At 70.1% G+C, this 21,190-nt stretch carries 20 protein-coding genes and 1 pseudogene; 12 read left to right on the plus strand and 9 right to left on the minus strand.

What is annotated here, in order from left to right; all coding sequences use genetic code 11:
• Positions 1–51 precede the first annotated feature (51 nt).
• Complete coding sequence (locus tag F0L68_RS24500) at positions 52–1,224, plus strand: FAD-dependent monooxygenase (protein ID WP_149852137.1); 1,173 nt, start codon at positions 52–54, stop codon at positions 1,222–1,224.
• Between the two features lie 139 nt (positions 1,225–1,363).
• Here the strand turns inward: F0L68_RS24500 and F0L68_RS24505 are convergent, their stop codons facing one another.
• From F0L68_RS24505 to F0L68_RS24515, 4 genes are all read right to left on the minus strand, one after another.
• Positions 1,364–3,019: an alkaline phosphatase family protein gene (locus F0L68_RS24505; protein WP_149852138.1), complete on the minus strand. Its 1,656-nt coding sequence runs from the start codon at positions 3,017–3,019 to the stop codon at positions 1,364–1,366.
• Positions 3,020–3,189: 170 nt separating this feature from the next.
• Complete coding sequence (locus F0L68_RS24510; RefSeq protein WP_149852139.1) at positions 3,190–3,585, minus strand: cytidine deaminase family protein; 396 nt, start codon at positions 3,583–3,585, stop codon at positions 3,190–3,192.
• Positions 3,586–3,706: 121 nt separating this feature from the next.
• Positions 3,707–3,868 (minus strand): hypothetical protein, encoded by a 162-nt coding sequence (locus tag F0L68_RS42625; protein WP_188316794.1) that lies wholly within the window; start codon positions 3,866–3,868, stop codon positions 3,707–3,709.
• Positions 3,869–4,022: 154 nt separating this feature from the next.
• Positions 4,023–4,703 carry a Crp/Fnr family transcriptional regulator gene (locus F0L68_RS24515; RefSeq protein WP_149852140.1) on the minus strand — a complete coding sequence of 227 codons (681 nt, stop codon included), beginning with the start codon at positions 4,701–4,703 and terminating at the stop codon, positions 4,023–4,025.
• A 203-nt stretch (positions 4,704–4,906) separates the two neighbouring features.
• On the opposite strand from F0L68_RS24515, the gene F0L68_RS24520 reads away from it, so the two are divergent.
• The 5 genes from F0L68_RS24520 to F0L68_RS24540 all read left to right on the plus strand — a co-directional run bounded on the left by F0L68_RS24520 (position 4,907) and on the right by F0L68_RS24540 (position 9,999).
• Complete coding sequence (locus tag F0L68_RS24520; RefSeq protein WP_149852141.1) at positions 4,907–5,854, plus strand: effector-associated domain 2-containing protein; 948 nt, start codon at positions 4,907–4,909, stop codon at positions 5,852–5,854.
• Between the two features lie 91 nt (positions 5,855–5,945).
• Entirely contained in the window at positions 5,946–6,758 is an 813-nt protein-coding gene (locus tag F0L68_RS24525) for a serine hydrolase domain-containing protein (protein ID WP_149852142.1), read from the plus strand.
• Positions 6,759–6,911: 153 nt separating this feature from the next.
• On the plus strand, positions 6,912–7,832 hold the full coding sequence (locus F0L68_RS24530; protein WP_438672313.1) for a proteasome assembly chaperone family protein: 921 nt from the start codon (positions 6,912–6,914) through the stop codon (positions 7,830–7,832).
• 144 nt (positions 7,833–7,976) lie between these two features.
• The gene (locus tag F0L68_RS24535; protein ID WP_188316795.1) at positions 7,977–9,446 is read left to right on the plus strand and encodes an SDR family NAD(P)-dependent oxidoreductase; all 1,470 of its coding nucleotides are present in this window, start codon (positions 7,977–7,979) and stop codon (positions 9,444–9,446) included.
• Positions 9,447–9,540: 94 nt separating this feature from the next.
• Positions 9,541–9,999, plus strand: coding sequence for an SRPBCC family protein (locus tag F0L68_RS24540; RefSeq protein WP_306463180.1), 459 nt, complete (start codon positions 9,541–9,543; stop codon positions 9,997–9,999).
• A 239-nt stretch (positions 10,000–10,238) separates the two neighbouring features.
• On the opposite strand, the gene F0L68_RS43645 is transcribed toward F0L68_RS24540, so the two are convergent.
• From F0L68_RS43645 to F0L68_RS24560, 5 genes and pseudogenes are all read right to left on the minus strand, one after another.
• Positions 10,239–10,454, minus strand: a complete 216-nt coding sequence (locus F0L68_RS43645) for an Atu4866 domain-containing protein (RefSeq protein ID WP_223199100.1) — start codon at positions 10,452–10,454, stop codon at positions 10,239–10,241.
• Between the two features lie 45 nt (positions 10,455–10,499).
• A pseudogene (locus F0L68_RS43650) lies at positions 10,500–10,913 on the minus strand (SRPBCC family protein); the annotation flags it as partial.
• Between the two features lie 215 nt (positions 10,914–11,128).
• Positions 11,129–11,854, minus strand: coding sequence for a GntR family transcriptional regulator (locus F0L68_RS24550; RefSeq protein WP_149852146.1), 726 nt, complete (start codon positions 11,852–11,854; stop codon positions 11,129–11,131).
• Positions 11,855–11,950: 96 nt separating this feature from the next.
• Positions 11,951–13,198 (minus strand): ROK family transcriptional regulator, encoded by a 1,248-nt coding sequence (locus tag F0L68_RS24555; RefSeq protein ID WP_149852147.1) that lies wholly within the window; start codon positions 13,196–13,198, stop codon positions 11,951–11,953.
• Between the two features lie 472 nt (positions 13,199–13,670).
• Positions 13,671–15,503 carry a multicopper oxidase family protein gene (locus F0L68_RS24560; protein WP_149852148.1) on the minus strand — a complete coding sequence of 611 codons (1,833 nt, stop codon included), beginning with the start codon at positions 15,501–15,503 and terminating at the stop codon, positions 13,671–13,673.
• Positions 15,504–15,813: 310 nt separating this feature from the next.
• Between F0L68_RS24560 and F0L68_RS42630 the strand changes: the two genes are divergently transcribed.
• The 6 genes from F0L68_RS42630 to F0L68_RS24590 form a co-directional block, all read left to right on the plus strand.
• The gene (locus F0L68_RS42630; protein WP_188316796.1) at positions 15,814–16,362 is read left to right on the plus strand and encodes a non-canonical purine NTP pyrophosphatase; all 549 of its coding nucleotides are present in this window, start codon (positions 15,814–15,816) and stop codon (positions 16,360–16,362) included.
• 335 nt (positions 16,363–16,697) lie between these two features.
• Positions 16,698–18,038 carry an ATP-grasp domain-containing protein gene (locus F0L68_RS24570; protein ID WP_223199092.1) on the plus strand — a complete coding sequence of 447 codons (1,341 nt, stop codon included), beginning with the start codon at positions 16,698–16,700 and terminating at the stop codon, positions 18,036–18,038.
• Positions 18,039–18,125: 87 nt separating this feature from the next.
• Entirely contained in the window at positions 18,126–18,731 is a 606-nt protein-coding gene (locus F0L68_RS24575; protein ID WP_223199093.1) for an RNA polymerase sigma factor, read from the plus strand.
• Positions 18,732–18,834: 103 nt separating this feature from the next.
• Positions 18,835–19,647, plus strand: coding sequence for a methylated-DNA--[protein]-cysteine S-methyltransferase (locus tag F0L68_RS24580; RefSeq protein WP_149852151.1), 813 nt, complete (start codon positions 18,835–18,837; stop codon positions 19,645–19,647).
• Between the two features lie 270 nt (positions 19,648–19,917).
• Positions 19,918–20,478 (plus strand): methylated-DNA--[protein]-cysteine S-methyltransferase, encoded by a 561-nt coding sequence (locus tag F0L68_RS24585; RefSeq protein WP_149852152.1) that lies wholly within the window; start codon positions 19,918–19,920, stop codon positions 20,476–20,478.
• A gap of 97 nt (positions 20,479–20,575) precedes the next feature.
• A partial coding sequence (locus F0L68_RS24590; protein WP_223199094.1) for a hypothetical protein occupies positions 20,576–21,190 on the plus strand: 615 nt, incomplete at its 3' end.

The following is a 21,190-nucleotide window of genomic DNA, read 5'->3' on the forward strand; positions in this document are numbered from 1 at the left end:
CAGTGAAACTATCGATCCATCAACCGAGCGGAACACACAGCGGAGGCAGACATGACGGGGGTCAGGACCGCACTGGTCATCGGGGGCGGCATCGCCGGTCCGGTCACGGCGCTGGCACTGCGCAAGGCCGGCATCGAGGCGACCGTCCACGAGGCGCACCCCGGCCCGTCGGACGGCGTCGGAGCCATGCTCACGGTCGCGCCCAACGGGCTCAACGCGCTGAAGGTCGTCGGCGCCGACGACGTGGTCCGCGCCGTCGGCCAGCCCGTGCCCGGCATGGTCATGGGCGACAGCAGGGGCAACCGGTTCGTCGAGTCCCCAGGCCTTTCCGGCCTGCCGGCCAGCCAGGCCATGGCCCGCTCGGACCTCTTCCGCGTGCTGCACGACCACGCCGTGGCCAACGGGGTCCGGGTCGAACACGGCAAGCGACTCGTCGGCGTCGATGAGACCCCGACCGGCGTCACCGCCCGCTTCGCCGACGGCAGCACCGCGACCGCCGACATCCTGATCGGCGCCGACGGCATCCGTTCCACCGTCCGGACGCTGATCGACCAGGACGCGCCCGGCCCCGAGTACGGCGGCGTGCTCAGCTTCGGCGGCATCGCCACCGGCAGCGGAGTCCCGGCCGAACCCGGCGTCATGCACTTCGTGTTCGGCGCGGCGTTCATCGGCTACTGGGCCCAGCCCGACGGCACGATCGTCTGGTTCGGCAGCCTGCCGCACGCCGAGCCGATGACCTCGGCGCAGGCCCGCGAGGTGCCCTCGGCCGACTGGATGGCGCGGCTGCGCGAGCTCTACACCGACGACGACCTGGCGAGCACCCTGCTCGCGCACAGCGATCCCGACGAGCTGTTCGTCACCGGCCCCATGGAGATGATGCCGCCGGTGCCGCACTGGCACCGCGGCCGCATGGTGCTGGTCGGCGACTCGGCCCACGCCCCGTCGTCCAGCTCCGGCCAGGGCGCGTCGCTGGCCGTCGAGAGCGCGATCGAGCTGGCCCGCTGCCTGCGCGACCTCCCCGACGCGTCCTCGGCCTTCGCCGCCTACGAGAACCTCCGCCGCCCCAGGGTGGAGAGCATCGCGGCCGCCGCCGCGCGGACCAACCGGAAGAAGGCAGGCGAGGACGCCGCCCCCTCCGGTCCCCCGTCCTTCCCCACGCCCGAGCAGATGCTCGGCCCGGTGCACCGCCACCTGATCGACTGGGACCAGACCGTCACCGCCTGACCGCCGCCACGCGCCACGCCCGGCAGCACCGCCCGGACACGCCTGGCAGCACCGCCCGGACACGCCTCGGCCCGCACCGTCCCCTCCCGGATTGGAGGGGCCGAGGCGGGCCGAGGCTCGTCAGCGTTACCGAGGACCGTTACCGGAGGTCGGGCAGCACCCTGGTGTGCTCGTGCCGAACGGCCTGGAGCGCGGAGGGGTCGAGGTTGAGCAGCCGCAGGATGGTCGGCGCGATCTGCGTGGTCTCCACCGGGCAGGTGACCTTCTCGTGGTGGTCGACGTGCGCGCCGGACACGACCAACGGCACATCCCGGTCGGCGGGCGCGGCGCCGCCGTGCTCCGCGATCTTGCCCTTGCCGCCGGTGTAGACGACGCCCTGCTGCACCACGCCGAACAGGTCGGGCACGCGGGAGTCGCCAGCGGACACGTGGAAGTACCGCGCGGCCTCCGCACCCGCGTAGACCGTCGCCAGGCCGGACGCGGTGAACGCCTTGGGCTTGCCGTCGATGTCGGTGCCGGTGCCGGACTGCGCCAGCAGGAACTTCTTGGCGAAGTCGGCTGCGGCCTGCGATCGGTCGGTCAGCCACACCATCATGGCGTCGTCGTTGGTCGACTGGGCGACCAGGTCACCGGCGCCGGGGTGGGCCGCCTTCCACGCCGCGTTCAGCCCGTCCATCAGCTTGCCGTCGGCGATCCTGGTCAGCTCGGCAGGCTTCGTCGGCGACTGGCCGTGCTTGGCGGACAGGATGACCGTGGTGTTGCCGGCGAGGTGCTGTTTGGCGATCTCCCCGACCAGCGCGCCGACCTTCTGGTCGACGAAGTCCAGCGCGCTGGACAGCACCGGGCCGGGGGTCACGCCGTCGGCGAGGTAACCGCCGGCCAGGCCGCCGGACTTCGGCAGCTTCTCCGCGGTGGACACCGACTGGAAGTTCATGCCGAAGATCCCCGGCACGCCGACCCTCGTGCCGCGGCTGTGGTCGTAGCCGTCGATCTCGTTGAGGACCGCCTGCACCTTGTACCCGTCGTACTGCTGGGTCTTGGCGTTGTCCTTGGTCCAGTCGACGCCGCTCGGCGCGCCGGCGGCCTGGCTGTTGATCTCCGGGGTGAACAGGTCCTGCACGCCGGTGCCCGACGGCCCGTTCAGGATCTCGTACGCGGCGTGCTTGTCGGACCACGCGGTCCGCAGGCCGTGCTGCCGCGCGACCTCGAAGACGGTGTTCACCTTGAGGTACTGGTGCGGGTACACGGGCTTGCAGGTCTTCGGGTCGACCGGCAGCTTGCTCGGGTCGATCAGCGTCTGCGGCGCGCCGGTGAGCTGGAGGATGCTGTCGGGCAGGCCGGCGAGGCCCTGGCCGGCATCCAGCGACAGCGGATCCTTGTCCAGCAGTTCGGTGTAGCTGACCTCGGTGCCGGTCGCCTGGCCCGGCGTGCACGTGGTGGTGCCGGGCGGCAGGAGCGCGTGGTTGAAGCTGTCGTCGTAGTAGACGCCGGTGGTCGCCGGGTTGCCGCCGGTCACCTGCCCGACCATGCCGGGGAACGAGTCGGACGGCACCGGCGTCTGCGCGTGCGTGTAAGCCACCCCGTTGCCGACCAGCTTGGCAAGCGCGGAGTCCGGGTGGTGCGCCACAAACCAGTCGAGGTCGGCCTGGTGCAGGCCGTCCACGCTGAGCAGCAACACGTGCCGGTCCGACCGATGCCGGTCGTCCTGGGGCGCGGCGCCGGCCGTGGTGGCGGTGACCGCCGCCAGGGCGCACGCGACCGCGAGCGCGCCGGCGCTGCGTTGACGAAGACCCATCGTGTCTCCTCGTTGTTGATCAGGCTGCGGCGTCGAGAGATCCGCATGCCGGGGTTGGCCGCACCCTGCCCTCCCCGACTTACCGGCAACCCGCAGCCACCCGGCACCTCGGTGACCGCCTGCCGAACTCTGGGTGTCCTACCAGCAAAGATCGCTTTGCCCAGGATTTCCTAACCAGCCCTGAGATACGCGTCGGGCAGGAGTTCGGCGATGCTCACCTGCCTGGGCAGGTCCCGCGTCCCGATGATCACGTCGATCGAGGGGAAGTAGTCGACGAGCACCTGCCGGCAGCGGCCGCACGGCGGCAGCACGCCGCAGTCGCGGCCGCCGACCGCGACGATCGTGTCCAGGTCGTACGCGCCCCGGGCCGCCGCGGTGCCGATGAGCACCAGTTCGGCGCAGGGGCCACCGTTGAAATGGGCGACGTTCACCCCGACGATTATCCGGCCGTCCCGCGACCGCGCGGCCGACGCCACGGTGTGGTTCTCACCTAAACAGTAGTTCTTCGCCACCTCGCTGGCGGCCTCGATGAGCTCGCGGTCCACCGCAGTGGAGTTCGTGGTCATGGTGATCAGCCTCGTCTCGGGGGCAGGACCGGGACCGCCGTACCCCACACGCCGGCGGTACCGGTCCGTCAGTCGGTTGATGTGCACAAGCGTGGTGTGACCCAGCGAAGGGGTGCTGTCCTCAACGGCTCTCGCGGCCGAGCGAGCGCCACGAGCGACACGCGTCGAGCACCGCGACCATGGCGCCGGCCAGCGCGAGGGCGAGCGCGACGCTCGTGGCGCCGTCGACCTGCACGGTGGTCAGCACCACGACGACCGCCCAGACCTCCAGGCCGATGAACACGGTGCTCAGTACCAGCTGACAACTGCCGGCCCGTCGTGGATCGCGACGACGATCCAGAGTCCTCATGTGCTGCCCTCCAAGTCGGAATGCGTCATCACCCTGTCTAGTGAGGGCTGTGCCGTTCGTCTGTGTCACCTGACGCAGAACGGCGAACTCATCCGGCGAGGCGACGCAACTCGGTCAGCTGGTGGATCACGATGTGATGGCGTCTGGTGCTGACCAGCCCGCGTTCGCGCAGGTCCCGCAGCACCCTGGCCATCGACTCCCGCGAGGTGGCCGCCATGGCGGCGAGTTCCTGCTGCGAGGCGCGCGTGACGATGTCGATTCCACTCGAGGTGACCACGCCGTGCCGGACGGCGAGTTCCAGCAGCAGTGCGTGAACCCGCTGCGCCGCAGTGCCTCCACCGAAGTCGACCCGCTGCCGGTCGGTCTCTCGCAGCCTGCCGACCACGACCTCCAACAACACCCAGGCGATGCGCGGTTGCGAGCGGCACAGCGCGGAGAACCGCGCGGCCGACACGATCAGCGCCTCCACCTGGTCCACCGCGCGCAGCGTCGCGGACCGCGACCGGCCGTCCACGGCGGCCAGCTCGCCGAGCACGTCGCCGGGCCCCCGCACGGCCACCATCACCTCGGACGGCCGCCGGGAGCTGATGTCCACCCGAACGTGTCCGCGCAGCAGCACCACCACGTGCTCGGATTTCTCACTCTGATGGAAAATGACGGCACGGGGGCGAAAGACGTGCCGGGTGGCGGTCTGCTCGACCACCGCGCGCTCGACCGGCCCCAACCTCGCCCAGAAACTGTCGTTCGGAAACCCGTGCGCGCCGTCCATGCCACTCCCTCGCGGTGCTCGAAGTGACGCGGACTCCAGGTTGTCCGGCTTTCACCTGCCGCACAATGGCTGACGCCCTCACCAAAGGGGGACACCGCCCGTCCGGCGGTGCGGCACAATCCCCGAAAGGTCTCGGCCACGCCGCGCCACGACGGGAGTGATGCCCTGTGCCACAACCCGCGCCAGCTCTACACCATGCCATCGTGCTGTTCGACATCGCTGGGTTCAGCGGGTCCGCACGCAGCGACTACCACCGTCAGGCCGCGCACAAGGGCCTCTACGAGATCATGAACCAGGCGTTCGCAGACGCGGCCATCGACCTGGCCGCGTGCCACGTCGAGGACCGGGGCGACGGCGCGATGATCCTGGTGCCGCCATCGGTGCCCAAGTCCAGGCTGGCGGACGCGTTGCCGCCGAGAGTGGTGGCCGCATTGCTGCGGTACAACACGATCAGCTCAAGCGAGGCGCGGATCCGGCTCCGGCTGGCGCTGCACGCGGGCGACCTCCGCGACAACGGGCAGGGCAAGGTGGGCCACGCGCTCAACTTCGCCTTCCGCATCCTTGAAGCGCCCACGGCCAAGACCGAGTTGGCGCGGTCGAACGGCCTGCTCGCGGTCATCGCCTCGGATCCGTTCTATCGCGAGGTGATCTGCGCCGACCCGGCGACCGAACCGGACGCCTACCGACAGACATTCCTTGCTGTCAAGGAAACACAGACGGTCGCCTGGCTGCGAATGTTCAACCCCGCGAACGGCACCGAACGGGGTCAGGCGCCACCGGGAGAGCCGGCACCCACGCATCTCCCCACGACGTCAGGTGATTCGACGTCGACGCCGGCCGAAGTCCCGCAGCGATCAACGAATTCCCTGGTCGAGCTGGTGGACGCGCTGCTGGCGCTGCCGATCATGCGCGACGAGAACGGTCTTCGGCTGGTGCTGGAGGCCCTTCCCGCGGAGATCGCCAACGCCGTGCCGCACCACTCTCGGGCCAGGTGGCACGTGTTCGGACTGGTGCGCGCGTGCCTGGACCACGACAACGGCCTGACCGAACTGTTCGACACGGTCCGCAGCCTGGAGGCCAGCCCCTCCGCCCCCGCGATGCGCAAACTGGAGACGGTCGTGCGGGAGTGGCTGTCGGGTCCGTCGCACTGAGAGCTCCTGAGCTTGGCCCGCATGCACGCGCCGGGCCTGCGGTGTCGGGCCTGCGGTGTCGGGCTTCCGCGCGTCTCGTAACCTCACGCGCATGCAGAGCGCACAGACCGCAGCGGCATGGCCGGTCGACAACGTCGCCGTCGCCGTTGTCGCGGCGGACGGCCGGATCCTCGGCCGACACGGCGACCAGGATCGGCGGTTCCCGCTCGCGTCGGTGACCAAGCCGCTCACCGCCTACGCGGTGCTCGTCGCCGTCGAGGAGGGGGCCGTCGAGCTGGACCAGCCTGCCGGTCCCGACGGCTCGACGCTGCGGCACCTCCTCGCGCACGCCTCCGGGCTGGCGTTCGACCAGCGCGCAGTGCAGGCCGCGCCGGGCACCAGGCGGATCTATTCCAACACGGGCTTCGAGGTGCTGGCCGAGTTCGTGCGGGACGCGACCGGGATCCCGTTCGACCGGTACCTCGCCGAGGCCGTGTTCGAACCGCTGGGCATGGCCTCGTCGACGCTGCCGGGCAGCCCGGCCGCCGGCGGGGAGTCCACCTGCGCGGACCTGGCTCGGTTCGCCGCGGAGTTGCAGGCGCCGAAGCTGGTGTCGGCCGAGCTGCTCGGCGAGGCGACCACGGTCGCGTTCCCCGGCCTCAACGGCGTGCTGCCCGGCTACGGGTCCCAGCGTCCCAACGACTGGGGCCTCGGCTTCGAGCTGCGCGACCACAAGAGCCCGCACTGGACGGGCGCGCTGAACTCACCCAGCACGTTCGGGCACTTCGGCCAGTCCGGCACGTTCCTCTGGGTGGATCCGGCGGCCGGCGTGGCGTGCGTGGCGCTCGCCGACCGCCCCTTCGGCGAGTGGGCGATCGCCGCGTGGCCGCCGTTCAGCGACGCGGTCCTCGGCGAGTTGCGCTAGTCACCTGGAATTCGTCCCGATCGGCGCGGAGCACCGGGACGAGTTCGAGAAACGCGCGATCGACGCCAGCTGGTGTCGGTGAACGGGGATGGATTCGCCGCCGCCACACGTTGGAAGGTAGAACAGGGACCTTGGACGGGCTGTTTGGAGGCTGTGGTGGGGGATCCGGAGGATCTGTACGAGGTCGACTACGACGCGCCTGAGCTGGCCGGAGCGGTGCTGTTGCACCACTTCGACGGGTTCATGGACGCGGGCGGAGCCGGGCGCCTCGTCGTCGAGCATCTGCTGGAGCAGTTCGAGCACCGGGTCGTCGCGCGGTTCGACGTGGACCGGTTGATCGACTACCGCTCCCGCCGTCCCACCATGACCTACGTCACAGACCACTGGGAGCACTACGAGGCTCCCGAACTCGTCGTGCACCTGCTGCACGACTCGATGGACACGCCGTTCCTTCTGCTGACCGGCCCCGAGCCGGACCACGAGTGGGAGCGGTTCGCCAAGGCCGTCGCCGCGCTGATGGACCGCTGGGACCTGCGCAACACCGTCGGGTTCTACGGAATCCCGATGGGCGTGCCGCACACCCGCGTGCTCGGCGTGACCGCGCACGCGTCCCGGCCCGAGCTGGTCGGCGACTACCAGCCGGTACACAACCGCCTCCAGGTGCCCGGCAGCGTGGCGGCGCTGCTGGAGTTCCGCCTCGGCCAGAGCGACCACGACGCGCTCGGTTTCGCCGCGCACGTCCCGCACTACCTCGCCCAGGCCAGCTACCCGACGGCCGCGCTGACCCTGCTCGACTCGATCATGCGGACCACCGGGCTCGCGCTGCCGGCCGACGCGCTGCGCGACGCGGCGAAGCGGACCAACGTCGAGATCGACCGCCAGGTCAGCGAGTCCGACGAGGTCGCCGACATGGTGCGCGCGCTGGAGCGGCAGTACGACGCGTTCGCCGACGCGGCCGGCAAGGACAGCCTGCTCGCCGACGCCGAGAACCTGCCGACCGCGGACGAGCTCGGCTCGCAGTTCGAGCAGTTCCTCGCCGAGCAGCAGGGGCACGCCGACCCGCGCGACCACTGACCGCGCCAATCCACGACCCGCCCGCCCCTCGGCGTGCGGGCCGTCGTGGTGCCCCTCGGCAGGCGGACCACTGGTCGACGCCCACCCCGTAGAGTGTTCGGAGGCCACTCGGCCACGACAGACGCGATATGAACGGTAGTTGGCATGACTGTGTGTGAGGACGGCATGACCGAGCTGGGCACGGACCAGGGAGGCATCGACCCCGCACAGCTGGAGGTCTGCCTGCGCGTGCTGGCCGAGGTCGACGGGTTGCCGGTCGAACACCCCGACGCCGTTCGGGTCCGCCGCGCGACCGCGCGCCTGTACAAGACGGTCCGCAAGCGCCGCCGCACCGAGCGCCGCGACGCCGTCTCCGCGGCCGACCAGGCCGTCACCGAGGCGACCGCCACCGGCTCGCCCGCGCGGATCGACGACGAGACCCAGGGCATCCCGCTCGTGGCGACCGCGACCGGCGCGACGGCCGGCACCCTGATCCGGGCGCGGGCCTGCTACACCTGCAAGCAGCGGTATGTGGACGTGGACGCGTTCTACCACCAGCTGTGCCCGCCGTGCGCGGCGCTCAACCGCAGCCGCAGGGACGCGCGGACGGACCTCACCGGCCGCAGGGCGCTACTGACCGGCGGGCGCGCGAAGATCGGCATGTACATCGCGTTGCGGCTGCTGCGCGACGGCGCGCACACCACCATCACCACGCGGTTCCCGAACGACGCCGTGCGCAGGTTCACCGCGATGCCCGACAGCGCGGACTGGCTGCACCGGCTGCGGATCGTGGGCATCGACCTGCGCGACCCGGCGCAGGTGGTGGCCCTTGCCGACTCGGTCGCCGGGCAGGGGCCCCTGGACATCCTGATCAACAACGCGGCGCAGACGGTCCGGCGGTCTCCTCGGGCGTATGCCCCGCTGGCCGAGGCGGAGTCCGCGCCGCTGCCGGACGGTCCGCTGCCGGAGCTGACGACGTTCGGCCACACCAGCGACGCCCACCCGGCGGCCCTGGTCGGCGCTCTGCCAACCAACTCGGGGCACACCCCCGCCGAGCTGACCGCGCTGGCCCTTACGGCGGGTTCGGCGTCGCTCGACCGGGTCGCGGCGGAGATCGCGATCGACGCGGGCGGCCTGGTGCCGGACCTGCACTCGGTGAACAGCTGGACGCAGCGGGTGAACGAGGTGGACCCGGTCGAGCTGCTGGAGGTCCAGCTGTGCAACCAGACGGCGCCGTTCATCCTGGTGAGCCGGCTGCGCCCGGCGATGGCCTCGGCGGTGGCGCGGCGCAAGTACGTGGTGAACGTGTCGGCCATGGAGGGCCAGTTCAGCCGCAACTACAAGGGGCCGGGCCACCCGCACACGAACATGGCGAAGGCCGCGCTGAACATGCTCACCAGGACCAGCGCCGAGGAGATGCTGACCGACGGCATCCTGATGACGAGCGTGGACACCGGGTGGATCACCGACGAGCGGCCGCACCCGACCAAGGTGCGGTTGGCCAGCGAGGGCTTCCACGCCCCGCTCGACCTGGTCGACGGCGCCGCGAGGGTCTACGACCCGATCGTGCGCGGCGAGGCGGGCGAGGACGTCTACGGCTGCTTCCTGAAGGACTACGCGCCGTCCAACTGGTGAGACACTGAGCTGGGCCGATTGGTCGAACTCGAGGAAGCCGAACTCGAGGAAACGGAGAGCAGCGATGGCGGCAGTGGCGAGTAGCGGTACGGCAGTGGTCACGCTTCCGACGGACACCCAGATCCTGATCACCCGGGAGTTCGCCGCCCCCAAACACCTGGTCTACCAGACGTGGACGACGCCGGACCTGATCAAGCGCTGGTGGAGCGGCGACCGGGGCGAGGTCACGATCGCCGAGGTCGACCTACGGGTCGGCGGCACATGGCGGTACGTGATGACCGCGAACGGCGGCTTCGAGGTCGCGTTCCACGGCGAGTACCGCGAGATCGTGCCGAACGAGCGCATCGTCTCGACGGAGGTCTACGAGGCCATCCCCGACGGCGAGGCCCTGACCACGCTCGAGCTCACCGAGGAGGACGGTCGCACCACCCTCACCCTCCTCGTTCAGCACGCGGACAAGGAATCCCGCGACGGACACATCAACTCCGGCATGGAAGGCGGCATGCAGGAGGGGATGGACCACCTCGAGAAGCTCGCGATCGCGCTCGGCTGAGCGCAGCGCACGCCAACAGACCACGGGACGGCATGCCCCCGGTGGTCCGGCCGTCGCATGACCAGCGCGAGTCAGCAACAGCCCGGCCAAGCGGCCAAGGCAAGAACCACCTCGGCCTACCCCAACCACCTCGGCCTGCTCCGGCCACCTCTGTCTGCTCCGGCCACCTCTGTCTGCTCCGGCCACCTCTGTCTGCTCCGGCCACCTTTGTCTGCTCCGGTCCCGGACGCGCAGGCCGTTCACCTCTCGCGGTACAGCACCAGACCCTCGTGGTGGAGCACACCGTCGCGGACATCGCCCGTCGCGGTGAAGCCGCTGTCGTCGACGTAGTCGAGGTGATTGCCCGTCACGGTGTAGCGGCCGGTGTACGCGCTCCCCCGCGCACCGCGCGCCTCGTCGTAACGCCCGTCCGCCCGCAACTCCTGACGAATGTGCCCGTCGGCCGTGACCCACATCCCCACCACGGCGCGAATCCGCACCGCGATGTCGAGAGCGTCCAGGCCCGCCAACAGAAAGCCGGAGAACAGCTCCGCGCCCTCGTCCTCGGACATCTCACCGGAGTCGAAGGTGGACACCCATGTGATCGCGCAGCGATCGTCAGGCAGGTCGTCGACGCGGATGGTGGAGCAGTAGTTCGTCACGTACCGGGGTCCATCCACGATCCGGTAGCGATAGTGGCGCTCACCCTGGTCGACGAGCTGCTCCACGAACCGCTCACCACTGTCGGCGACGACGCACTCGCGCAGTCGGTCACCGATCCTCGCGCTGTAGCCCAGGACCGGCTGCCAGTCTGCGATCGCGTAGAAGTCGTGGATCCGGCGCCACATGGCATCGGCGGGCTCGTCGTACTCGCGACGCAGCTCAATGCGAGCCGACCCGATGACGGTGGTTGGTGCGGTGTTCGCGTCGTGCATGTCGGTCTCCGTTGCGGTCACTGGCTTTGTGACCCCAACGATCGCGCTGACCACGTCACCGAACCAGTGCGCCGTGCACCCTGGGAGTGCCGCACCCACGGCCCTCACAGCCCAGTGACCGCACGCACGCCCGGCGTGGCGCGCCCATCCGCGGCACACCTATCCGCGGCGCACCTGACAACGTCGGCCCACCGGATGAAATCCCACCAGCCGAATCAGCGCGGCAGCGCGGACCTCAGCAACAGCGAGCAGCGGTCGGCCCGACACACGAGCACCGCGACCGACACCGTGTTGTCCGTGTCGTCGTAGTAGCGGCGGTTGACCGCGAACACTGGCGTCCCCGCGCGCACCAACAGTTCGTCCGCCTCGGCAGCGGTCGCGGCCCGATGCTCGACGGCGGTGTCCACGCTCCGCGCACCCTCCGGCGCCCCGTTGATGCTCACCACCACGGAGTCCCGGTCGAGCAGGTAGCTGCTCTCCACGCACAACGGCACATCACCCACGAGCCACGAGCGGCCGACCTCCAGCACGCCGACACCCTTCGGCACGCGGAGCTGCCCGGTGACCACGGCCGGCACCGAACTGTGCCGAACCCGGCACGACTTGAGCACCGCCTCTGGCGGCCCGACGACCGTGCCCCGCACACCCGGTTCGAGCAGGAAGGTCACCTTGGGGCCGCACACGTAGGTCCCGCTGCCGTGCCGCCTGGCCAGCCGACCGACCGCCACCAGCTCCTGGGTGGCCTGCCGGACGGTGGTCCGTGACACGAGCAGCGTGTCCGCGAGGTCCCGCTCGGCGGGCAGCCGCGCCCCGTCGGGCAGGTCCGCGACGAGCTCGGCCAGGCGTTCGCGCACGTCGTCGCGTCGCCACGCGGTCTGACGCACTACCTCCGGCATCATCGCGCCAGCCTCCCCCGCCCAGCCCACCACGGCGTCACTCAACCGGCGCGAGCATTTTCTAAAGGTCCTTTCGTCAAAGGTTGCCGGAGCCAAGCACGGGCGTCAAGGCTTCGGACGGGCTTCGGACTGCGAGCGTGATCACGGCTCGGCCACGGCAACCGGGTCGCCGAGTTCGTCGAGCCACCGCTGTTCGACCAGGTCAAGGGCGCGACGGAGCGCCCCGGTGCCCACCGCGTTCGTGCCGAGCGCGCTGAGCACGACCCTCGGCGGCGTGAGCACCATGTTGGCCGTCATCAGCCGCACCAGCTTGCTCAGCGGCTCGAGCAGCTGGTCGCCCACCTTCGCGATGGCGCCGCCGACGACGATCAGTTCCGGGTTGAGCACCAGCGCGACGATCGCGATCGCGTAGCTGGTGCGCGCCAGGAACCGCTGGAGCACCTGCACCGCCTCGGTGTCGCCGTGCCGGGCCGCCGCGAGCACCGCCGCCGTGTCGACCTGACCCGTCGACGGGTCGTGCGTGTCCCGCCAGTCCGCCGACCCGGCCGCACACGGCGCGGACTGCTCGACCAGCTCGGCGACGATCTCGGTGGTCTGTAGCGCGAGCGCACTGTGCGCACGCACGTCGACCTCCTCCCACAGCCCGAGGAAGCCCAGCTCACCGGCCCCGCCGCCGAAGCCCTGCACGGGGTGACCGCCGACGATGATGCCCGCGCCGGCGTGGTATCCCGCGATCAGGAACACCACGTCGTCGACGGCCGTCGCGGACCCCCGCCAGCGCTCGCCGATCACCGCGAGGTTCGCGTCGTTGCCGACGGCGGCCCGCCGCCCGTACGTCGACTCCAACAGTGTCCGCAGCTCCAGGCCCGTCCAGTCCGGCATGGCGGCGCAGTAGTTCACGGTGCCGGTGGCGACGTCCACGGTGCCGGGTGTGGCCGCGCCGATCGAGAGGACGTCGTCGATCGACATCGCGGCCCGCCCGAGCACGTCGGCGACGGCGGCGTGCATCTCGGCGATCCGCTCGGGCCGACCGACCGTACGGCCCACGGGCCGCTCTGCCCGGGCGACCACCCGCCCAGCCAGATCGGCGACGAACACCCGCACGCCCTCGTCGAACACGTCTATCGCCAACACGTGACCCGCCTCGGGTCGGAAGGCGAGCCGGCGCGCCGGACGACCGCGCCTGCGCTCCTCCTGCCACGCCTCGGCGACCAGCCCCAGCCGAACGAGGTCGTCGGCGACCGCGTCGACCGTCGGCCGGGACAGCTCGGCGCGCTCCGCGACCTCGGTGACCGTGAGCGAACCGACGTCGCGCAGCAACTCCAGCACCAGGCCGGCGTTGATGCGGCGCAGGAGTGAGGTCTTCACTGCGGCACGCGGCTTGGCCATCGTCGGTCCACCTCAGGCGTCGTGTGAAAACCGGATGTTATCCGTACCGTTGGCCACCGCAGCGCGACCGCACCCTTTCCTCCCTTCCAGGCCGCATGACCCGCTCTACCACGCTCCCCCGCGCCGACGATGGCGCCTCGACGCGCCGACCACGGACCGGCGCAGGGCAGCACGAGCCGCCCGGCTCTCGCGCGCACCGGGCCCTGGCGGTGCGTGACTCGATCGGAACGACGGCCGCCGTACACGCCGCTCCTGCCTGGTGGCTCACGCTGACCACTCTCCTTTCTGGACTGAGGTGATGTGTGTGTCTGCTCTTTAGAACACCGATGGCGAGAAACGGTTGCAGGGAATTTTGGATCGGGATGGACGGGTGTGCCCGGAGAGCTGGTTCGCCAGAGGCGACCCGAGCGCGCATGCGCCAGGACCCCGGAGCGGCGCGGCTCCGGGGTCCTGGCTCCACAGGCCACCAGTGCTACATGGGCATGGGCTTGCCACCCATGGGCCGGTAGTCGAGGATCTCCCTCGGCATCACCACGAACGGGCGCATCATGCCCTCGTCCTCATGCTCGAGGATGTGGCAGTGGTACATGAACTCACCGGTGCCGCCGTCGAACCGGCCGAACACCGTCGCGAGCTGGTTCGGCGCGACCCTGATGACGTCCTTCCAGCCAATCTCGTTGTCCGGCAACGGTTCCACGGCGGCGCGCGTGACCGGACCCGCCGTGCCCTCGATCGGGACGCCGGCCGGATCGGTGGCCTGCTCGAACGTATTCACGTAGCTGTCCCTGGACAACAACTGGAACGCCGTCAGGTGAATGTGGACCGGATGAGTGATCGGCCCCAGGTTCAGGATGTTCCACTGTTCCCAGCCGCCGAGGTCGGTGAAGAAGTTCACCGTGTCCTCGAACATCTTCGCCACTCGCCGCAACAGCGTCGTCTCCTTGGCGCCGGGCAACAACACCTCGATGACGCCGTCGGTCGCCTTGCCCGCCAGCGAACGGTCGTCGGTCATCGCCATCTCCCACAGCTCCGGCATCCCGGAGCTGGCCGGCAGCGTCAGCACCAGCCACCGGTGCTCGTGCGGATGCGAATCGTGGGTCAGCCGAACGAACGAGCCGGAAAGCTTGCGCGGTAATGCGAACGGGTCGCCCACCTGCTGATCGTCGACCCGGAACTCCAGCACCGCGCCGTCGTCAAGGGCGTTGACGAACCTGACCTTGCGACCGCGAAACACACTGAAGTCGACCAGCAGATCGGCCCGCTCGGCCGGCGCCAGCGTCAGCCCACCATCCGGAATGGACACCGGTTCGGGCAGCAGTCCGCTGTCGGTGCCGATCTGCCACACCGCCCTGCGCATCAACTCCTGCGGCACGGTCGAACCGTCCTCGTACACCAGCCGCAACGAGTAGAAACGTCCGTTCGCCGCGTTGAGCACACGGAAGCGATACCACCGCGCGTCCACCTCGAAGTGCGGCCAGATCGTCCCGTTGACCAGCGTGAACGGCCCACGGAAATTGGTGTCGACCTCGCCGCCCGCCGCATTCGTCAGCCGCTGGACCTTGTGCAGCAGCTGACCGGTCAGCTGACCGTCCGGAGTCGTGTCCAGATTGCGGTCCGACAGGATCAGCGGCACCTCGTGCGGGCCGCTCGGCAGCCGCAGCGCGTCCTCCTCGTCGTCCCTGATCAGGTACATCCCGGCGAGTCCGGTCTGCACGTTCAGCGCGGTGACGCCCATGGCGTGGTCGTGGTACCACATCGTCGCGGCCGGCTGGTCGTTCGGATACTCGGCGAGTTGCGCGCCACCGGTCGGCACGGCGTTGAACGCCCAACCGTCGTTGCCCGCGTTGGTCCTGGCGCCGTGCAGGTGCACCACCGTCCACGGCGGCAACGCGGCGACCTTCGGGTCCGCCTCGACTCCGTCCCGACCCGCTCGCCCCATGGGATCGGGGTTGCTGGTGCTCGCCGCCACCGCGACGTGCCGCAACGGGTAGTCGCCCGTGATCTCGTTGGCCCAGGACACCCGCAGCCGCTGGCCGCGACGCACCTCGATGGTCGGACCCGGGAAGTGCCCGTCGTAGGCCCACACCCGGCTCGGCGGCAGCTCCGAGTGCAGGCGCGCCCAGGTCGCGCGCATCCGCACGGTCACGTGCGACACGTCGCCCTGCGGCCGGGGACGGAGCAGCGGCGGCACCCGCATCGGATCCAGGTACGGCGTGAGCGTCCCGCCGAGGATCGCCTCGGCCTCCCCGACCACGGCGTGCCGCGGCTCGACCCAGGACACGGTCGAGTCGATGAGTTCGGTCATGCTTCCCCCTACGTGCCAACGATCTCGTCGCTCCCCAGCGACGGTTGGCGGTGATCGTCAAGCCACCGGTCGGCGGCTTTCGTCGGCGACGCGACGTGCGGGACGCGGGACATGCCCGGACAGCGCCACTCCCCAGCGCGACCCCCCGGTCGACGGCGCCCGCTCCCCAACGCGCTCCGCTGCCTCCACCCTGCTGCACGGACAGTCACCTGCCAGCGTCCAATCGGGCGACATAGACAGAATTCATGTTTCGGACAGCGCCCTGGCGAACACCGTGAGTGACAGATCGTCGCGCACATATGATGATCGGATGTTGACGAGCTTCACTTTCGTGACCGGCAACCCGGGCAAGGCCGAACAGCTCGGCTACCACCTGAGCATCCCCGTGGCGCACCAGGACGTCGACCTTCTCGAGATCCAGTCGCTCGATCCGCACGACGTGGCCGAGCACAAGGCCAGGGAGGCGTACCGAGTGCTCGGTTCACCTGTTCTGGTGGAAGACACGTCGCTGACCTTCCACGCGCTCGGCCGGCTGCCCGGACCGCTGATCAAGTGGTTCCTCACGGAACTGGAGAACAGCGGTCTGACTCGGTTGCTCGATGGGCACGAGGACCGTTCCGCCACCGCGGAGGTGGTGTTCTGCCTGTATGACGGCGAGACGGCACGCACGTTCCACGGCGAGGTCCGCGGCCGGATCGCCGAGCGGCCGAGGGGCGTCATGGGATTCGGCTGGGATCCAATCTTCGTGCCGGACGGCCACGACCGCACCTGGGGCGAGATGAGCCCGGCCGAGCAGGCCGCGACCTCCGTGCGGCGGATCGCGCTCGCCAAGCTGGAGGCCGAGCTCGCCGCGTCCTAGGACACGGCTGGTTCCAGGACACGACAGACACCCGCCATCCGTCGATGCCGAGGTGGGCGCTGGCGGAGCATGGGTCAGCGCAACGACATGCCCCGAGTCGGTGTTCATTACCCGACCGCCTGTCCGCACCACCCGTCCGCGCACTGCGTCCACACTTCACTGCAACCGAATGTCCACTTCGGGTGTTCTACCCAGTGCAGCACCCGCTCCAGAATTTCCCGAATCACCCATCCCTCAACCGCAACCGAACCGACCCCCTCGGTGTTCTCTCTCATACAGCCCCAACCAACCCCTGCCACACCCGACCGGCAGTACTGACCTTGGAGGTGAGTTCATTGAGTCTCGACGATCCGCAGCAGGAGCAGGGCGAGCGCCCCCTGCTCCTCCTGATCGGCAGCAGCGCGCGGCGAAACCGCGAGTTCATCCTGCGCTCGGTCACCCGTCGGTATCGGCTGTGGCTGTTACAACCGACCGAGGTGTCCTGGGAGGAGCCCTACTTAACGGGCTTCACGATGGTCGACAACACCGACCAGGACAAGCTGGTCGCAGCGGCGCTCGAGGTCGCGGCCGCGCACCCGGTCGCCGGGGTGTTCTGCTACGACGAGGGTCTGGTGTGGCCGGCGGCCTTCGCGGCGGAGGCGTTGGGCGTGCCGGGCAACAGTCCCGCGGCCATCGCCGCGTGCCGGGACAAGGCGACCACCCGCGCTGCCCTGGCAGCTGCGGAGGTGCCGCAGCCGGAGTCGTCCGCCGTCGCCTCGCTGGCTGAGGCACGGGTGACGGCCCAACGGATCGGCTATCCCGTCGTGCTCAAGCCGCGTGGCCTGGCGGGCAGCATGGGGGTGCGGCGCGCGAACACCCCGGGTGAGTTGGCGGACGCCTACGCGGCGGCGAGCGCGGCGTCGTACCCGAACGTCCCGGTCTATCGCGACGGCGTGCTGGTCGAGGAGTACGTCGACGGGCCGGAGATCAGCGTGGACAGCGTCTTCTACCAAGGCGTGTGCACGCCGTTGGTGGTGGCACGAAAGCAGGTTGGTTTCGAACCGTTCTTCGAGGAGGTGGGGCATCTGGTCGACGCGGCGGACCCGCTGCTGACGGACGACCGGTTGACGACGCTGTTGGACCGCAGCCATCGGGCGCTGGGGTTCCTCAACGGGGTGACGCACACCGAGTTCCGGCTGACCGAACGCGGGCCGGTGCTGCTGGAGGTCAACGCGCGGCTCGGTGGCGACCTGATCCCGTACCTCGGGTGGCTGGCCGGTGGCGTGGACTCGGCGATGGCTGCCGCCGACGTGGCTGCCGGACGGGAGCCCGAGGTCGACCGCTCGCGGCGCGCCGTGGCCGCGGTGCGGTTCCTGTATCCGGAGCGGGACACCGAAGTCGTGTCGGTGACGGTGCGGGAGGACCGGGTGGTGCCGCCGATCCACACCGCGTTTCCGATGGCCGCTGACGGGGCTCGGCTGCGGCTGCCGCCGCGCGGGTACATCGCCAGGTACGGCTGCGTGATCGCCGTTGCGGACAGCGGGCACGAGGCGCAGGCCGCGCTGGTCGACGCTGCCGACATCGTGCGGCTCGACGGGCGACCGTTGGGCACGGACGGAGTGCACCTGGGCATGGACGGCGTCATGGACGGGGCGCAGCTGGGCATGGACGGCGGCATAGACAGAGCGCAGCCGTGAGCAACGGCGGTCGGTCGCGGCGGGCCCGGTCCGAAACTGCTCGCGGCGAACTGCATCCAGACGGCGGCGTTCGGTGTTCTACCTGTTATGGGCGTGGATGCCAACGGCGAGGAAGCGCACGCCGCCGAGACGGAGCGGCTCCGCAGCATGCTGGCCGACGATCTCGACGTGGGCTTCGCGGAGTTCGTCCGGGTCTTTCAGCGGCCGGTCTACTCCGCCGTGCTCCGGGCCTGTGGGCATGCGGTGGACGCCGAGGATCTGGCGGCCGAGACGTTCCTGCGGGCGTACCGGGCCCTGCGCGGCTATGACCGGCGGCGGATCATGGCGTTGCAGCCGAGGGCTTGGCTGATGACCGTCGCGCTGAACACCTGGCGGAACCAGGTGCGCGACCGCGCCCGCCAGCCCAGCGAGGTCCCGCTGGACGGCGAGGTGGAGCCTCGGTCGGCGACCGACCCGGTGGCAGACACCGTCAGCCGCCTGGAGGATCGTCGGTTGCTCGCCACCCTGGTAGTAGGCCTGCCGGCGGCGCAACGGCTCGCGCTCGTGCTGCGGTACGTCTGCGACTTGTCCGTCGTGGAGGTGGCCGAGGCGATCGGGTGTCCGGCGGGCACGGCGAAGTCGCACGTCTCGCGCGGGCTGAGACGCCTGCGTGCCGAGCATGCGGTGCGAGAGTTGTACGAGGTGCCCCGGTGACACGGTCACACCGAGCGGGGCTGGCACACCGAGCGGGGCTGGCGCGCAGCGGAAACAGGGCACGCAGCGGAAACAGGTCGCTTGCCGAAGGGAGGAGAGGGCAATGGTGATCATCGACCGGGATGGTGGCGGGAGCCCTCCGGTGGACGAGTTGGAGGCCGCGCTCGCCGCGCTCGCGGTGGATCCGCCGGCGAGTCTGTCCGCTCGGATCTTCGCACAGTGGTGCAGGGTCACGAGCCCGACCGGCGACCTCTACGTGGCGTTCAGCGACCAAGGCATCTCCTACGTGCGCACCGCGGAGGCCGTCGGCGATGACGAGACGGTCTTCCTGGAGTCCTTCCGCGCCAGGTTCGAACGTCCGCTGCTGGCCGCCGACCGTCCCCCACCCGGCCTGCTGCCCGCAGTGCGAACGGGTCGCACGAGACCGCTGCGGTTCGACCTCGGTCAGCTGACCGACTTCGAACGTGCCGTACTGACCGTGACGGCCCAGATCCCGGCGGGGCAGACCAGGCCGTACGGGTGGGTGGCCAAGGAGATCGGCCGGCCGAAGGCGGTCCGGGCGGTGGGTACGGCGCTGGGGCGGAATCCCGTGCCCGTGCTGATCCCGTGCCACCGGGTGACGCGGTCGGACGGCGTTCCCGGGGAGTACGTGTTCGGCCCGCAGGCCAAGGAACGGCTGCTGCGCGCCGAGGCAGTCAACCTGGACGAGGTGCGCGAGCTGGCCAGCGAAAGGATCTTCTATCTGGGCAGCGACACCACCGGCATCGTGTGCTTCCCGACCTGTCATCATGCTCGGCGCATCACCGCCAAACACCGCAAGGGCTTCCGCAACATCGAGCAGGCCGCGGAGCACGGCTACCGGCCGTGCCTGCACTGCCGGCCCGGTATCGCGACCGGCGACGCCGTGGGTGCGTGACGCGGCAAGCAATGACCCGGACTCCGCGTGGCGCGTGCGTCGCGCGAGACGAGGCCGTATGGCGGCCAGAACGACCGACGACGCAATGCCCGAGGACCGTAGCGAATGAGAACTCCGGAGAACGCAGTGCTTTCGTTTCACGCCGGCACGGAACAGGCCAGGCAGGACAGCTCACCTCAGGACGGTTCGGCGCGGGGCGACGTCACGCAGGAGTCTCCGGCTCGCGACAGCACCGCACCGGGCGGTTCTTCGCTGGGTGACGGAGCAGCGATGGACCCGGGGGCGAGCGCGGGGGCGGGGACCCCTGGCCTGGTTGTGGTGGCCACGCACGAGACACCCGTCGGCACGCTGAGTCTCGCGGTCACCGAGGTGGGGTTGGCGACCTGCTGCTTCCTGCCGCCGGAGGCCGTGGCGGCACGGTTCGTCGGCGACGTGCGTGACGAGGAGGCGGCGGCCGGAACGCGTCAGGCCAGCCTGCTCGCGTTGGCGCGCACGGAGTTGGACGCCTACTTCGCCGGGACGTTGCAGGGCTTCACCGTTCCGGTCGACTTGCGGTTGGCGTCGGCCTTCGACCGCAGTGTGTTGCTGGCGCTGGACGTGGTGGGCTTCGGCAGCACAACGACCTACGGGACGCTGGCCAAGAAGTTGGACCTGCCGCCTACGGCGGCGCGGGCGGTCGGCGGGTCGATGGCAGGGAATCCCGTGCTGATCGTGGTGCCGTGTCACCGAGTGGTCGGCTCGACCGGTGCGCTCGTCGGCTACGCGGGCGGCCTAGAAGTGAAGCGCGCACTGCTCGACCTGGAGACCGATACCGAAGGCATGTTGTTCTGAGCCCCACGCTCGCGCCGTTTCCGTGGTGAGGGAGGCCGCCGCGATGGCACCGACACAGCGGAGCAAACGCGGGCCGTCCTCAGCGACACAAAGTGTGGTGAGTCCAGCCGAACTCGCCGGAGCAGCAACATTACGGGCGGCGCAGGAGAACGCGGCGCCGGAGAACACCGCCGCTCCGCGTGATCTCGGGTCGGCTGGGGCCTGCGTGGGCGGCATGACCGCGGAATGCACGGATCCGATACTCGCGACTTCGATGGGTCTCGATCTGCGCGGCGCCGCACCGGAATTCGCCATTCCGCGCGACAGGACTCCAGGACTCGCCGACCTGGAACGGACGAGGTCCGGCGGTGCCGGCTCGCCGCGAGTCGCGCCGGAACGCGCGTCGCTTCACCACACCGACACGCGCGGCGTCGATGCGCGCGGCGTCGACACGGAAGTCACCAACGCGGAAGTCACCAACACCGAAGACAGCAGCACGAAGGCCAGCCGTGCGGAAGCCGAGCGTACGAAAGCCGGCCATGCGGAAGCCGACCGTGCGGAGGGCAGCGACACCGAAGGCTGCGGTGCGGAAATCTGCCGCGCCGAAGCGAACGGCGCGGAAGCACGCGGCGCCGAAGTCAGTGGCGCGGAAACCTGCCACGCAGACGCGAGGGGCGTAGAAGCCTGCGGTGCCGAAGCCTGTGATGCCGAAGCTAGTAGACCGTCGCGTCTA

The sequence above is a fragment of the Solihabitans fulvus genome, assembly GCF_008386585.1.
GTDB lineage: Bacteria > Actinomycetota > Actinomycetes > Mycobacteriales > Pseudonocardiaceae > Solihabitans > Solihabitans fulvus.

What these genes read in the sequence shown, in the direction of transcription:
- F0L68_RS24510 (WP_149852139.1), bottom strand. Translation starts at nt 3,585, where the DNA reads ATGACCACGAACTCCACTGCGGTGGACCGCGAGCTCATCGAGGCCGCC.
- F0L68_RS24555 (WP_149852147.1), bottom strand. Translation starts at nt 13,198, where the DNA reads ATGGCCAAGCCGCGTGCCGCAGTGAAGACCTCACTCCTGCGCCGCATC.
- F0L68_RS43645 (WP_223199100.1), bottom strand. Translation starts at nt 10,454, where the DNA reads ATGTGGGTCACGGCCGACGGGCACATTCGTCAGGAGTTGCGGGCGGAC.
- F0L68_RS42630 (WP_188316796.1), top strand. Translation starts at nt 15,814, where the DNA reads ATGTTGACGAGCTTCACTTTCGTGACCGGCAACCCGGGCAAGGCCGAA.
- F0L68_RS24580 (WP_149852151.1), top strand. Translation starts at nt 18,835, where the DNA reads ATGGTGATCATCGACCGGGATGGTGGCGGGAGCCCTCCGGTGGACGAG.
- F0L68_RS24515 (WP_149852140.1), bottom strand. Translation starts at nt 4,703, where the DNA reads ATGGACGGCGCGCACGGGTTTCCGAACGACAGTTTCTGGGCGAGGTTG.
- F0L68_RS24560 (WP_149852148.1), bottom strand. Translation starts at nt 15,503, where the DNA reads ATGACCGAACTCATCGACTCGACCGTGTCCTGGGTCGAGCCGCGGCAC.
- F0L68_RS24585 (WP_149852152.1), top strand. Translation starts at nt 19,918, where the DNA reads ATGGACCCGGGGGCGAGCGCGGGGGCGGGGACCCCTGGCCTGGTTGTG.
- F0L68_RS24535 (WP_188316795.1), top strand. Translation starts at nt 7,977, where the DNA reads ATGACTGTGTGTGAGGACGGCATGACCGAGCTGGGCACGGACCAGGGA.
- F0L68_RS24575 (WP_223199093.1), top strand. Translation starts at nt 18,126, where the DNA reads ATGGGCGTGGATGCCAACGGCGAGGAAGCGCACGCCGCCGAGACGGAG.
- F0L68_RS24505 (WP_149852138.1), bottom strand. Translation starts at nt 3,019, where the DNA reads ATGGGTCTTCGTCAACGCAGCGCCGGCGCGCTCGCGGTCGCGTGCGCC.
- F0L68_RS24525 (WP_149852142.1), top strand. Translation starts at nt 5,946, where the DNA reads ATGCAGAGCGCACAGACCGCAGCGGCATGGCCGGTCGACAACGTCGCC.
- F0L68_RS24500 (WP_149852137.1), top strand. Translation starts at nt 52, where the DNA reads ATGACGGGGGTCAGGACCGCACTGGTCATCGGGGGCGGCATCGCCGGT.